Annotated in this window: 11 protein-coding genes and 1 tRNA gene; 2 read left to right on the top strand and 10 right to left on the bottom strand. The window is 46.8% G+C overall.

Annotated features, from left to right (window positions below; all coding sequences use genetic code 11):
- Positions 1 to 109: 109 nt before the first annotated feature.
- The 7 genes from J2741_RS08445 to J2741_RS08415 form a co-directional block, all read right to left on the bottom strand.
- Entirely contained in the window at positions 110 to 2,929 is a 2,820-nt protein-coding gene (locus tag J2741_RS08445) for a DEAD/DEAH box helicase (RefSeq protein WP_209674812.1), read from the bottom strand.
- Between the two features lie 2 nt (positions 2,930 to 2,931).
- Positions 2,932 to 5,028 carry a site-specific DNA-methyltransferase gene (locus J2741_RS08440; protein WP_209674810.1) on the bottom strand — a complete coding sequence of 699 codons (2,097 nt, stop codon included), beginning with the start codon at positions 5,026 to 5,028 and terminating at the stop codon, positions 2,932 to 2,934.
- 113 nt (positions 5,029 to 5,141) lie between these two features.
- Positions 5,142 to 8,102 (bottom strand): hypothetical protein, encoded by a 2,961-nt coding sequence (locus J2741_RS08435; RefSeq protein ID WP_209674808.1) that lies wholly within the window; start codon positions 8,100 to 8,102, stop codon positions 5,142 to 5,144.
- Complete coding sequence (locus J2741_RS08430; protein WP_209674806.1) at positions 8,080 to 8,340, bottom strand: hypothetical protein; 261 nt, start codon at positions 8,338 to 8,340, stop codon at positions 8,080 to 8,082. Before J2741_RS08430 ends, J2741_RS08435 begins: the two co-directional genes overlap by 23 nt.
- Positions 8,337 to 8,687, bottom strand: a complete 351-nt coding sequence (locus tag J2741_RS08425; RefSeq protein ID WP_209674804.1) for a hypothetical protein — start codon at positions 8,685 to 8,687, stop codon at positions 8,337 to 8,339. Before J2741_RS08425 ends, J2741_RS08430 begins: the two co-directional genes overlap by 4 nt.
- Positions 8,674 to 9,201 (bottom strand): DNA N-6-adenine-methyltransferase, encoded by a 528-nt coding sequence (locus J2741_RS08420; RefSeq protein WP_209674802.1) that lies wholly within the window; start codon positions 9,199 to 9,201, stop codon positions 8,674 to 8,676. The genes J2741_RS08425 and J2741_RS08420 overlap by 14 nt, the downstream gene beginning before the upstream one ends.
- On the bottom strand, positions 9,198 to 9,530 hold the full coding sequence (locus tag J2741_RS08415; protein WP_209674799.1) for an ASCH domain-containing protein: 333 nt from the start codon (positions 9,528 to 9,530) through the stop codon (positions 9,198 to 9,200). Before J2741_RS08415 ends, J2741_RS08420 begins: the two co-directional genes overlap by 4 nt.
- A gap of 510 nt (positions 9,531 to 10,040) precedes the next feature.
- Here J2741_RS08415 and J2741_RS08410 point away from each other — a divergent pair.
- Positions 10,041 to 11,549: a hypothetical protein gene (locus tag J2741_RS08410; protein ID WP_209674797.1), complete on the top strand. Its 1,509-nt coding sequence runs from the start codon at positions 10,041 to 10,043 to the stop codon at positions 11,547 to 11,549.
- The gene (locus J2741_RS08405) at positions 11,527 to 11,937 is read left to right on the top strand and encodes an ASCH domain-containing protein (protein WP_209674796.1); all 411 of its coding nucleotides are present in this window, start codon (positions 11,527 to 11,529) and stop codon (positions 11,935 to 11,937) included. The genes J2741_RS08410 and J2741_RS08405 overlap by 23 nt, the downstream gene beginning before the upstream one ends.
- 16 nt (positions 11,938 to 11,953) lie before the next feature.
- Here the strand turns inward: J2741_RS08405 and J2741_RS08400 are convergent, their stop codons facing one another.
- The 3 genes from J2741_RS08400 to J2741_RS08390 all read right to left on the bottom strand — a co-directional run bounded on the left by J2741_RS08400 (position 11,954) and on the right by J2741_RS08390 (position 14,092).
- Positions 11,954 to 12,700, bottom strand: coding sequence for a hypothetical protein (locus J2741_RS08400; protein ID WP_209674794.1), 747 nt, complete (start codon positions 12,698 to 12,700; stop codon positions 11,954 to 11,956).
- A 37-nt stretch (positions 12,701 to 12,737) separates the two neighbouring features.
- A complete protein-coding gene (locus J2741_RS08395) occupies positions 12,738 to 13,958 on the bottom strand; it encodes a site-specific integrase (RefSeq protein WP_209674792.1) in 1,221 nt (406 codons plus the stop codon).
- 61 nt (positions 13,959 to 14,019) lie between these two features.
- Positions 14,020 to 14,092 (bottom strand) — tRNA-Thr (locus J2741_RS08390).
- Positions 14,093 to 14,154: the final 62 nt, after the last annotated feature.

Below are 14,154 nucleotides of genomic sequence, written 5' to 3'. Positions count from 1 at the left end.
GGGATGAGTACCTAATAAAAGTGTTATAAATTTTATATCAAAATTGAATCCAAAGTTAAAACAAGGGATTTATTGAATTTCATACTCATCCAGACGAGATTGAAAGGAATCATTCTCTTTTCATCTTTAATAGATCAAGATTGCTCTCACATCTTTCTATGATTGCTCTCAAACTTTGTCCTTCCATGTCCTTGTAAATGTCTTGCGGTAGGAGAACATATTTCCAAGTTTTTGGCTGATTTATCGGAGGTAAGGTCCGGATTTTAGATAATTCAATGCATCGTTTTTCTGCAGCAAGTGCCTTTCGTTTGACATCGGTATCGGTTCGTGCCTCCTTCTCTGATTTCGTTTCTATAATTAGCATGGAATCTTTCGTCCGAACAAGAAAATCTGGGTAATATTGAACCAAATATCCCTGGCTATTGATATAAGGAATAGAGAATCCATGGACGTATTGATTTAGTTTGACATACGCTTCCACTACAGAATCATTTTCAAGTTGATCTTCGGTGAATTTTCGCTCAAATCCGCCCTTATAAGGAAAATCGATGTTAGGATAGATACATTTTCTTGTGCTAATGGAACGTTCCATTCTGACTTTCATATCCTTATAATCAGAAAGTTTGACCCATTCCGCTTCGATAACATCCTGGGATTTCGCTGCCTGGATAAATTTCATCAATTGGATTCGGACTCTCTCTGCAATGAAATTGAATAGTTGCTGATTTCGCAATCTTTTAACATTATTTTCATTGTTAAAGTCGATAAGGCGCCCAAAAAGATATTCCGAAATGTATTGATCGAGGATTTGAACAATATCTGTTGAATACCGTGAGATCCAGACATTTCTACGGCTTGTTCCTATAATATCCTTGGTAAGATTCCTTAGAAAGACTTGGTATGAGAAATTCGCTTCTTTCAATTCCCAATCTTGTTTAAACTTGGTATCCGGGTGATAATCGGTGATGATTATCCTGGTTGGTTCCACTTTATCGAATGGAATTTCATAAATGGGGAGGCCGGAGATATCGAAATATTTGAAATTTAAATCCTCCTCGGTTCTGTAGGTGAGATAAGCCGGCCATGCGATATCGTATTGAGCTGCCCTGCTTTGGTCCGCCGAAATGAGAACGCTTTTTGCATCGAGACTAATTTCTAAAGAATTTCCACTTGCAATTAGTGCCCCAGCTTCAGTCAGCTGGGTATAAATCTCGTTATATTTTGGATGCTCAACTACGAATAGCAGATCGTACGAATTCACCAATTCTTGCCGATTTTTCAACCTCTCAATGTTCTCCAATTTATCATGGAAATATTCCATTTCCGGGAACATCTGGCGAATGCCTCTGCCAATGACCTGTTCCGTCAGTAGGTCCGAATCGGAGCGGCGAAGGACCACAAGAACACAGACGTTTTTAACGTCGAACCCTTCACGTAACATTAACACAGAAACGATGATTTTGGTGGGATTATCCGGATCGTCACTTGTGAATACCTTTGTCCTCAATTTTTCATAGCCATCTTCCGATAGGATACTTTTTTTCCCCTCATGTATAGTGACGACCTGCTCTCCGTTTGTTTCATCGCCGTAAGAAAGGCCATCGCTATCTGTTTTATCTTTAATGTAATTGGCAATCAGGTCAGCTTCAGCATTTTGATCTCCGATCACAAACATTACTGGTTTTTTCTGGATTTTCAGCCGGATGAATTCTTTCCTTAGGTTGTTGAGTTTTGCTAACCCCACATCGAGCATGTGTTTCTGTGTTTCAGATAATTCGAGAGGATGGCCGGCTTCATCACGATGACCAGTAATATCAATTTCTGATGATGGCAGTTTTTCAATTTTTTCTGAGAGAAGACTACTTTTCTCGATGAAGATTTGTTTGACGAGCATTGCTCGCATTGCCTCGACAAGTCCATAATCATAGATTACGTGGGGGAAGTATTCCTTCCTCTTTCCCTTAATCACAAATGGCGTGGCAGTGAAATCATACTGGACGAAAATGTTATCTTTCCTTGTCTGAAGTTCCTTTTTAAGTAATTCGATGGACTCCTGCCACCGTTTCTGCTCCGCATCGGTAGCATTCTGAACATGGTGAGCTTCGTCATTGATTACGATGAGATCATCGTTGAAGGTAAGGAAATTCATGAAACGCTCAACGCGAAGAGAAATGGTATCTGATTTCATATCGATACCCAGGCTTTGAGCAAGCGTATCTTCCCGTTGTTTTGTGGTATCCATTAATTGATGCCAGTTTGTGATGAGAATGAAGGGACTTTCGGTAATTGGGGCATTTTCCTGCAAATCTTCTTTGGAGAATATCTTTAGATTGAAATCATCCTTCCACGGTTCCGGCATGAAAATTGTTTTTCGGATATCTGCGGTATCAGGTAATCGTTTTCCTTCTGTTGTCTTTTTGCCGATGAATGAATCGAGTAAGCGTTCATAGACTATGTTGCCGGGAGCACAAAGAAGAAAGTGGGAGGCAAATCGTTTATCTTCAGTTTTTACCCGATTCCAGTATTGCCAAATGATAATAGCAGTGATAACCCACGTTTTTCCAGTTCCCGTTGCCATCTTAATCCCAAAACGGGGATGATCGATTTTCTCAATTCCTTTTTTAAGATTTTCTTTTTCTAAAAGACCAGAAGAAAAAGTCTCGAAAAGCGATTCTATAAGTGGAATCCCAAGGATTTCATAGCAGTAAACAATTGTTTCAAGTGCTCGACGCTGACAGATATGAAATGCATCAGGTTCATGGACCTGTTCGGAAAACCACCAATGGAATAATTCGCGAGTTGTTGCCGTTATCTCTCTTCCATTGACTGCAGGATAGCCACTCTTTGCCCATGTTTCTATGACTGGTTCAATTGCCCTTGCCAGGGGGTGTTTTCCGAAAAGTTCTGTTTTAGATTTTTTCGCTGCCATTTTTATCGTAGGTCAATCTCCTTTGTTCCAGCTGAGTCATTGCCAAAAACATCAACAACCCTGACAGCGATTGTATATTTCTTACCCCTCTCCATCAATTTTTCAGCAAAAGCGGGAACCGGTTGATCTTCTCGTCTATCCCGAATCGCCTGCCAATCACTCCGGAACACATCACCATCATAATCCCAGTCTATCGTCCAGTAATCAATAAGATATGCAAAATTTTTTGCTAGACACCTTTCAATTTCGGGGCGTTTGCTTTCATCTTTTAAGGGGATATCCATTACAACATATTGATCGATTCGTATTTTTACACTGAAATTATTTTCATTAATTCTCCGTATTTCCGGTTCGCTAATTCGGATATATGGTTTTTGATAAAAGTTAATTCTCTTTGCAAGTTCAGGGTCACCGACTTTTGTACTCCGAAGGTACTTGTAAACATCGGATGGGATGACTTTGAATTCAACTTCGCTCAATTCCTTTTCGCGACCCTTTGACAATTTTTTAAACGCATCATCGAAGTCGTAATCATAATCCCATGCTAGGATTACCAGATTTCTATAACCCTTGCCATCGGCGGACTTTGCCATCCGTGATAAATCAATGGCTTTTTTCGCTGTCATAGCCCGGTCTGGTTCGCATACATATACAAGTGTACTTTTATCATCGCGTGAAATTCCGAAACCCTGCATGTCAGGACGAGGATCCGCACCATACAACTTGAGAATGATTGCGTACATTTGTCGAAGATTGACTTCTTTTGCATAGATAAGCTGACGTTGATAATTTCCTAAATTTTCAATAACAAATGGATTTAAATTTTGATTTACAAGCCTACTGCGACTTACCTGGAGAGAGGTTTTTGAAATATCAGAAAGAATCCATCTGCGATTCAATCTCTGAGCCACAGATCCTGCGGTGCCAGATCCACAGAAAAAGTCAGCAATTAAATCTCCTTCCTTTGATGATGTTTTTATAATGCGTTCCAGCAGCGATTCGGGTTTTTGGGTTGGATAATTGATTTTTTCCTTTGACTGTGGTTGAACAGGAGAGATATCATCCCATAAATTTTGAATCGGAAATCCTTTCCAATCTTCTAGAAGCATCTTTCGTCTTATTCGACCATCCTTATTTTTTGGAAATATTAGCTTTCCTTCGGCATCCCACTTTTCCATAACATCAAAACTAACTGCCCAACCATTTTTCGGGGGTTTGTAACCCTTATATTCATATTTCAGATTTGGCCTATCTGCTGGATTTCCTAAATCTCCACTCCAATAACGCCTACCTTTTTCATCAATTAGATTAAATTTTTGTTCAATTTCCTCTTTTGATATTCCTTCTTTCCTAAATTGGTGCTCAAAATAATAGTTTTCGCTTTTTGTGTAAAATAGCAACGTGTCTGTTTGAACGCCATATCCAATATTTGAACTTGCGGTCCCAGTTCGCCTCTTCCAAATAATTTCGTTACAAAACATTTCTCGGCCAAAAATTTCATCTAAAATCAATCGAAGATATGAATTTACTCGATAATCACAATGAATATAGATGCTCCCTTTTGCAGAGAGTAATTTTTGCATTAACTGTAACCTTGGATATACCATGTCAAGAAAGCTATCCAAACCGCGTGACCACGTATCCGTATAAGCCAACCTTTCATTCAAAGGTAATTCTTTTTCATAAGTTGAATCCCCTATTTTCACTTCATTATTAAAATTAAAATTCTCACCCGTGTTAAACGGGGGGTCAATATATATGAGGTCAATTTGGCCTCCATAACCTTGTGCAAGGAGTGCTTGCATGACTAGAAGATTATCCCCCCAAATCAATCGATTTGGTGATTCAGAGACTTTTCTGCCATTTGTTGCATATGAAGATAAGGTCTTGTCTCTAATATCGGCCACATTAGGATATACTTCTTCGGCAGTCTGAAATTCCAAATCCTTAGGATTGGGCTCTTTCCTTGGTTTGGATGCCCAAATAAGTCGTGCAGTGTCTTTTGCTCGGGGTTTTTCTTCACCGTATTTTGCTCTTTCTTCCTGAACGGAAAGCTGATCATTACTTTCATTCATTTTATTACCATATTTTGCGATCAAGAATTCATTGTTAACAAGCAGTTATTTCATATTTGTTTCATTTTGTAGAATCTATCCTAAAAAAATAGTTACATGGAATATCGATAAGAGTTTCGAAATTTTGGACGGCCTCATTAACACATTTCCCTCTCCCAACACCCCTCACAAACCTTCACTCCGCGCTCCCGATCAATCCATTCTGCCTTTTCCAAGCCGCATATCGTGCATCTCCCTAAATCTGTGCTGATTCGCTCCAACCGATCAATATCAATTAAACCAGGCAGAGGTGGTGCTGAGGCCCTTTCCCTCCGGACCGCGTCCTCATAGCAGTCTTTACAGAGATACCAGGGCTCTGCCCTTGCCGGGAGACTTTTTCGCCGCTCGGTCAATTTTTCGATGTATGCAAGGTATTTCTTCCCATTACAGCCTGCACACGTCCCTCTCCTGATGATATCCAGCTTCTTGAAGTCTGATGCCTTGAGATGGTTACGAGTACCAGGGGCGGAATGGTTGCCAGGATTTCCGACCTTGTTGACTTCACAACATGAACACGAATTGGCAGTAGCCACCACGTTCATAGAGGGATTGATCTGGCGGGTGGAATCCCGTTCCATGCAGAAAGAAAGTTCCTCATCCTCACCTGCTTCATCCCCCTGCACTGTATCTGAATTATTCTTCCCCTCTCTCAGTACATCAGCTGGTGAATGGTCTTTTCTTTCTTCTTCAGACGGATCGGATTCATTCTGGGGAGCGGAATTTTTCTCTCCTTCCTCCATTTCTTTCCGCTCTTTCACCCCATCGGAATTGCCATTCCCTTCAGCATCATCTCCCGGGTCCAGCCAGCAGGAACCTCCCTTCGCCCACTGGCGATAGATCTCCGGGTTAAACTGGTATGCAATTGTTCGTCGTTTTATCGAAAGCCCTTCCTCCTCGCTGGTCATCACCGTCCGGTCCGTGTAGGAAATAGCCGGGCACTTCTCCAGAAGTCCGCTGTAGGTATAGCCCCGGCTCACGTAGCCGTTCATAGTCTTCCGTACGTGTGAGGAGGAGCGCCCGGTTACCTGCTGGATCTGTTGAACGGTAAATTCCGGCCACCCTGCCTTCACAATCACCCCAAGGACCTCGGCCTCGACCTTAGTGAGCTTGGTCTCCTGGCCACCCGCGGTGCCGTTGAGATAATCGTAGAGCCGGACCGCATCCTCAAAGTCCTTCCTGGTGGACAGGATGCAGGGCGAACCGTCTTCCGCCTCGGTCTTTTCCCGCTGCATAAACCGGAGCAGGGCGTGGGCCTTGATCAGGTCCAGGAGCATCTCCGGGTTGCGACGATTGGCCGCGTTGCTGAACCGGATTCGGCGGGCAAAGGGGATGACCACATAGAGTCTCTGCGCCCGGAGCGATTCCCATATAGCCTGGCAGACCCTGACCTCCTGCCGCTCTTGGACCGTTGCCACCGGCACCGTCTCATCCTTTTCGAGTACCCGGGAAAGCACCCTTGCGTCCTGCTCCGGGGAGTCATCGATCCAACAGGTGAGCATGCGGTTCAGGACCTGGTCGTCCCCCGAGCCCTCTACCTTGGCAACCCACCACACGCACCGCTCCGGGATGGTGCAGACTCGGACCTTTCTTTCCTTTGTGACGGTCCTGTATTCGATAGGTTCCTGAAAGCTCGTAGTGGCCGACTTCAGGATCTCCTGGACCTCCTCAGACAAGGTCGTGTCATCCAGTACGATCACCGAGCCGGGCTGCATATCGTCCAGGTAATAGAGGGCCTTATTGCTCATAGCCCCCTTGAGCCGGAACCGTTCCGGCACCTGCCGAAGCATGGTCCGGAAAGTGTGTGATTTGCCCTTCCCGCTCTCGCCGGTCACGGAGACGTGCAGGCCATTGGTATTGATGACCGATTGAGAAGCGAGTGACATAATCAGACACGCAGCAACCGTCTCGTCGCCTACATGGTCCAGGGCGAACGTCCGGAGCAAATACGCCAGAGGGTCACCCTCGCCGAGGATGGCCATGGTCTCGTCGCGGACCGCATTGTCCGCAGGGACCTCCGTGGAGGTGGGTTGTGCTGAAGGAAGGGAGGGGGTCGGGCATTTCTTTCGGTTCTCAAACTGGTCCCGCAGGTCTTTCCATCTCTGGACCCCGCCTCCACAACTCGCATGGTGGCACCCGGCAAAGATGGCCCCGTTGCCGAACTGGATGGCGAAAGCACCGTCCCGGTGCGAGCCGGAGAACGGACATTCCTCGAGCACGAACAATGTCCCGCCCTGATAAGGCTTCTCTGCCCGGACCCCCATGCTGTGTTCATAGAGCCAAGCCGCGAGGTCGATGCCCTGGTTCTTTCGCGGGGGCGGTGGGGCCCTCTCGGGAAGGAGCGAAGCGAGGTGTTCGAGCAATTCACTATTCACCACAACCAGGTCATCAGGAACCCTAACCAACCGGGAACGCCGGTGGGGACGCTCTGCGGTATGATCACCTTTCCGGCTGACCGTGCCGTAAAGTTTCCAGATCCGGGCGGCATTGTAATTCGCCGTATCGATCGTGCTCGTCCCGTCGCTGAACAGCGCCGAGAGCACTTCCATACATCGCTTTACCAGGTTGCGGCCCGGGTCGTCGTTCGGAAGATCGATGCGGTAAAGGAGGTGAGCCCCATTCCCCGAGTCTCCCAAAACTGCAGGGGGAAACCCCTGCTCGGCGAGGAATGTCGCAACTCGTTCCGCTTTGATAAGCGCCGCCCCATGCTCCGCATCGGAAGATGAGACCCCCGAGGGCCGGACCGGGTCAATATCGATGGGAAGCCACCGGCGCCGGAGAATATCACCGTCTGCGGTGGTTGCGTCCTTCTTGGAGAGACGCATCTTGATCCGGTTCGCCCGCCGAGAGAGAAGGGCCGGGGTCACTTCGTTCAGGGTGACATAGATACCCTGGGTCCCCGCCGAATCAAGCGCGGGGATGCTTTCCGAGAGGACCGCCATGTCATCGAAGTACCCTGATGCCATCCCGTCATCGGTGATGGCCCGGACCTCTACGACCTGGCCCGGAGAGAAGAGCACCCCGAGCGACCGGAAGACCTCACACTCCGCCGGGTCCCCCATCCTGCCTCTCCTCTCTCCTGATGAAATAGTGCTCACGGGTGTTCCCATCCGGAGAGCACCGGGAGATCAATGCGTATTCGTCCGCCTCAAAGATGCCGTGACGGATGCAGTGTTCAATAATTTCTGTGCGCTCTTTCTCTAACCTTGCGATATCCCGGCGGGCCCGGTCAAGCTCCCATTCAAGTCCGACTCCCCGCTCAAGGAGCAGCTGCTCGTCAGAGACCGGAATCAGTTTCATACGCACACCCCGCGCACCTCGGAAATCCCGCCTGGCCGGACATCGAAGAACCGCCATCCTTCCCGGTCTGTGAAGATCCAGAACTGCACCGGGAGCTCGACGCGGCGATAGACCTCCTGGAGTCGGACAATGTCCCCGCGGAACCGCGTCGCCACTTCACGGACATCGGCCACCGGGCTCCTGAGTCGGAGGGTCCGGACGAAGAGGACCTCCCGGTGCTTCCCGGCCACCAGGTCCACCGGGCTCCTGGCGCCGGCAGTCCGGACCACGCAATAACCCTGCTCCCGGAGGTGGTCCCGGGCAAGGTATTCCACCCTCCGCCCGCGGGTGAAGTTACCGGCGACCATTCCGGCACCCCCCGGGGACTTCCCAGACAGGGCCGAGGCCTTCAAACGCCAGCATGAACCGGGCCCGCTCTATCCCGAGATAGAAGATAGCTGGGGAAAACGTGGAACCGGAAAGGTTCCCGGCCCCATCAAGGTCAATCCGCCGGGAAGGGAAACAGACCTGACAGGCGACTCCGGTCAGGACCTGCCAGGCCTTCGTCTCGGTCGCGGACTTCCAGAGCACGATGGCCGCGGTGGTCCGGCCGGTGCAGTACTCCCCGGCAAGCTTGGCAAACCACCGCTCCACCTCCCGGCCGAACGGTGGGTTCAGGAAAACCCGTCCGTCCCAAGGCTGGGCGAGCCCGTCATCCTCGCGGGTGAATTGCCGGGCCGCTGGGACATTTGGGCATGTCCGGCTGTTGCTGCAGGGGTCCAGGTCGATGCCGCCCATGCACGCTATCGCCGCGTCCAGGATGTAGCGGGGAGTCAGGTGATCATCGCAGCACCGGGTAGGGAAAGTGGTGGGCAAGGTCATGCCATCACCTCGAAAGAGAGGACCCACACCTGGTGGTCCAGCCACTCTATGCCGGGTTTGAATTTCCCGTCGTGCATGGCGAAGAAGTCCTTGAGAAATTCCGCGGAAGTGGTGTACCCTTCCTTCACCGCATCTTCCTCGCTGACATCCCCAAGTCGCTCCTTTCCAATGTCAGTCACATGCAACCGTGCGAAGGGTTTCCCTGCCCGGTAGGTCCGGCCCTCGTAGATGCCTCCGGCTCTCACCCGCGCCTTGGACCATAAACGCCGGGTCTGGGTCTTCCTTCCGTCAAGGATAGGCGCGATAAAACGGGCCCGGAATATGATCATAAGGCCACCTCTCGGGAAATCGTAGGGATGGACCTAAACCTTAAATAACGGAGAACCTGAAGGTATATTGGCCCTCTTCTATCGTTGCTGTGGAAGGCTTTGATACTGGAGGGGGCCACCCTTATTCTTTCTGACATCGATTCTCCTCCGAAATTTCGAACACTCCCCGCTCTACCATAAAGCGGCCTATACCGGTGAAGCCTGTAAGTCGCTCGTAGGCTTCGAGAGCGTCCCGTCTCACTAAGAGTTTTTCCATAGAATCACGTTCCATTCACCGTTTACCGCCGTTTCAGAACAGGGCGTGTCAAATCACTTGACGGTAAACAATCTGTTATGGTGGACGACTAATCTAAAAAATCACGGAGTCCGTGCGGGGCGAATGTGAAATAGGATAAATGAATGAGAAAATCTTTAACCGGCCTCCGGCAATTCAGTCGAATACATCAATAATTTGCACCGCTCTCGGCAAAATCTTAAATATATCTCCCTGAAATCGTTAAGTGAGCAACAATGAGGGTTCTTATTGACACGAATATCTTCATTTCCCGGGAAGCAGACAGAGTTGTCTCTGCTGACCTTGTGGATCTTCATAGAATTCTGAATGAACTAAGAACAGAACTCTTCGTGCACCCTCTTTCAATAACCGAACTTAAGAACGATAAGGATGATGTGAGAAGAGAGGTGAATCTCTCAAAGATACGGGCTTATTCGATTATCGACAACCCGCCTAATCCCGATAAAGATCGAAAATATTGTGGCAGGGTGGGTGAACCAAGGACCGAACATGATCGAATTGATAACGCCATTTTATTCTGCGTGTATCGAAATGCCGTCGATTTTCTTCTAACCGAAGACAGGGACATACATAAAAAAGCCCAGGCCCTAGGAATAGAAGATCGGGTTTTTCTTGTATCCGAAGCATTAGCATTCTTTAATCAACAAATTCCACGAAAGGACCAAATTGCAACCCCACCTGCCTTGGTTCAAGATTATGTCTATAATCTCAATATCGAAGACCCGATTTTTAATTCTCTAATTGCCGATTATACTCCATTTCGCCAATGGTTTGAAGAAATTTCCCGGAAAGGCAGGAAATGCTACGTGAACAGAAGATCGGATGGAAGTATCGGGGCACTGCTAATTTACAAAATCGAAGAAGAATCAATTTCCTCTGTTCCACCCTTGCCAAAAAAGAGACGCCTAAAAATTGCCACACTAAAAGTCACCCATATTGGATATAAAATTGGAGAACTGCTCATCAAGGTCTCTATAGATCTTGCTCTCGGTCAGGACATTGATGAAATCTATCTAACGCATTTTATCGAACCGGAAGACCATCTTGTGGAACTGATTCAGGATTTCGGTTTCTATCAGGCTGCAGTTCTTCCGGGAGACCGGCCCGAACCAGTATTTGTCAAACATCTCAAACCGAACGGCCCCATGATTGACTCCTTACAGCCCGTGGACATATCCAGGATGTTTTATCCAAGCTTTTATGATGGGGAATTCGTCGGTAAGTTCGTAGTCCCAATTTTACCGGAATTTCATGAAAAGCTATTTACTGATTTTCGGAAAGGGAGACAGAGTCTGCTCCCCGAATATCTAGGAGAATTTGTAATAGAGGGAAATACTATAAAAAAGGCATATCTGACCCAAAGCAGGATTAAAAAATTAAAACCAGGCGATATTGTCCTATTCTATCGGTCCGAAGATATTCAGGGAATCACTTCGATCGGTGTCGTGGATGAGTTCCATCCTGATATTTCTCCAGGAGAGATTATGCGAATTATTGGAAAGAGAAGCGTTTACTCTGAGGAGGAAATCGAAAGATCTATTAAAAATCGCTCCATTATTCTTTTTAGACATCATTTCCACCTGAAAGACAGCATTCCACTGGATAAATTGATGCAAGCCGGGGTCTTGAATGGCCCCCCCCAGACAATCGGTGAAATCAGTCAATCCTCGTATGAATGGATCAAAATCAATGGAGGTATCGATGAGAGTTTTACTGTCCATTAAACCGCAATATGCGGATAAAATCCTTTGCGGTTTGAAAAAATACGAATTCCGAAAGATTATATTCAAAAATGAAGATATCCGTGAAATTGTCATCTATTCCAGCAGCCCAACAAAAAAGATTGTTGGCACATGTGCAATAGGCTCTGTCATCGAGGACCGGCCCATGGTCCTGTGGGAAATGTTCAAAGAAGTATCCGGTATTTGCGAAGAGGAATTTTTCTCGTATTTTAACGGTAAAGAGAAGGGATATGCCATAGAAATTGAGGAAATAAACCGGTTTGAGAGACCAGTTGATCCAAGGGAGTTCAATGAGAAGTTCGTTCCCCCGCAATCGTTCCAATACATCAACGATGCATTCTATTCGAAAATCTGTAATTCAAATGCATAATAATGAGAAATAAGAATTATAATTGGAAATTGAGAATATTTAAATCACATTTTGCATTATTGGGTGAAATAGAACCCATTTTATACGGGTACATTTTTTCCATCGTTTTTCTCCCATAAGATTCTGGATTATATTCACAAACGGTTGTCCCGTCATAAATTTCATGGGCATAATACCCCCAACTCCCATCCATTTTCTTGTGAATCATCGATGTTGTGTATTTATCTGATTCAGGTGTGTACTCCAGTATTATCAGATACGCATAAGATCCAGAGGACAACGACATTCCAGCAATGTCTCCCACCGAATATTTTGGGACTCCTGTGTCGATTTGTTGCTGTATTGTGTTATACAACATTTGCCCATAATTTACAAGCATTTCATCTGCATTAACATGGCCCACTTTGAACATGTATGTATCTTCGACTATTTTTCGAGATTTTGTTTCAATTTTAAATTCTTTGACGTATCCCCACGAATTGTTTTGAGCATATTTTTGAATTTGAACTAACCCATAAGAATCTGTTTTATTGTTATAATCATAAACCATGTAAGCAGTGTATGCCAATTTTACATCGTTGATAATATCTCCCGATGAATAAATAGGATTAAAAACTTTTTCTGGAGGGATGGGGTGAGTTGCAGATATAGTAGGTGTTTCGCTTGGGGTTGCATATCTTTCAGACAAGCTAACACACCCAGAATAAAAAAGGATCACCACTAATAAAAAAATTAAGACAAAATTATTTTGGGTTTTTACCATTTTATACCAACAAATTCGTTATATCGTTATAATTCTATTAATAGTTTCTAATTTTTTTTTTTTGAACTGATTCAAAATATTTCTTCATCTCTTCCGGATGCTCCATGAACCATGCCTTTATATCCTCATGGGTCTCAGCTGCCCCTTCATCGAGCGGCCGGCCGCAGAGGCTGCAGTAGTTCGAGATGGGAGAATTGATTGTCCTGCAATGCTCGCACTGCCTGGGCTCGAGCCTTGTCTTGGCCTTTTCTTGTTTCTCTTCTGATATCCCATACGTGGAAAGGATTTCCTTATCTATATCGGACCCGGTGAGATGAGCATACGTCTGGAACATGTCGGTGGTGAGATTCCCCCACATCATCAGCTTGATCACGCTCTCTGATACTCCCTCACGGATAAGATGAGTAATCCGCGAATGACGAAACAGATGCGGAGTTACATGTTTCTTCAGTTTTGCTCGCTTCGCAATCCGCTTCAACTGCGAGGCGGCAGTTCCATAGGAAAGAGGGGCCTTCCGCTCGGTGAGGAAGACCGGCATTTCGTTGGTCACGGGCTGGAATGGATAATCGTTCTGCCAAGCTGCCAGGTGTTCCCGGGACATTACGAGCCGGATGTACCTGGGCTTGTTGGTCTTGAACATGACATTGACAACCACGCCAAAGCGATCGAACTGAATATCTCCCCAACGCATGACCCCCATCTCGCCTATTCGGAACCCTCCCTCGTAGAGCATGGTGATGAGGGCCCGGTCCCGGCTCTTTTCAGTGGCATGCAGCATGGCCATGATCTCTTCAACAGTGAGGAGGTCCGAGGCCACTTTGGTCATGCTGTTCGGGTTAGGGACCTTGAGGGCCTTGACCTTCTTGAAGGGGATGTCTACCATCTCATTTTCTACGAGCCAGAGGTAGAACTGCTTCAGGGTAAGAAGGTGGTCGCGGATTGAATTCGCGCTATAGGGTTTGTTCTTGAGGCTTTTCCCATTCTTGAGTGCTGCGATGCCCACATACAAGGCGGCCATGTCATTCTCCCGGAACGGACCAATGAATCTCCTCAACCCAACGAGAGAATAGGTCAGCTTGTGGGCCCGCTTCAGACTGATGTCCCGGGCGGACTGCATCTCTGCCGTGAAAGCCCGGATAAGACGGGCATCCTCTTCGGTAATGACGTTATTCCGAAGTCCCTTGAGGATAGAGCGTTCAGGATAGTCTGGCTTGATCTGATTAAAATCGGATACAGTAGTCGTTGCTGTGGAAGACATAATAGATCGTGGCAGAGAAGGGGTAAAAAATGTTTCTAGAGCTTTGAACACACTGTCCTAAAGCCCCAGCCGTGATTTGAACACGGGACCTGCTGATTACAAGTCAGCCGCTCTGCCAGCTAAGCCACTGGGGCGCCATATACCATACGTTCTCATGGCTAAAAAAAGTGGTGACAGTGTGGAATCGGGACAACAG

The sequence above is a fragment of the Methanolinea mesophila genome (assembly GCF_017873855.1).
Taxonomy (GTDB): Archaea; Halobacteriota; Methanomicrobia; order Methanomicrobiales; family Methanospirillaceae; genus Methanolinea_B; species Methanolinea_B mesophila.
The sequence above is the reverse complement of the archived record's forward strand: the minus strand, read 5'-3'. Positions and strand labels throughout refer to the sequence as shown.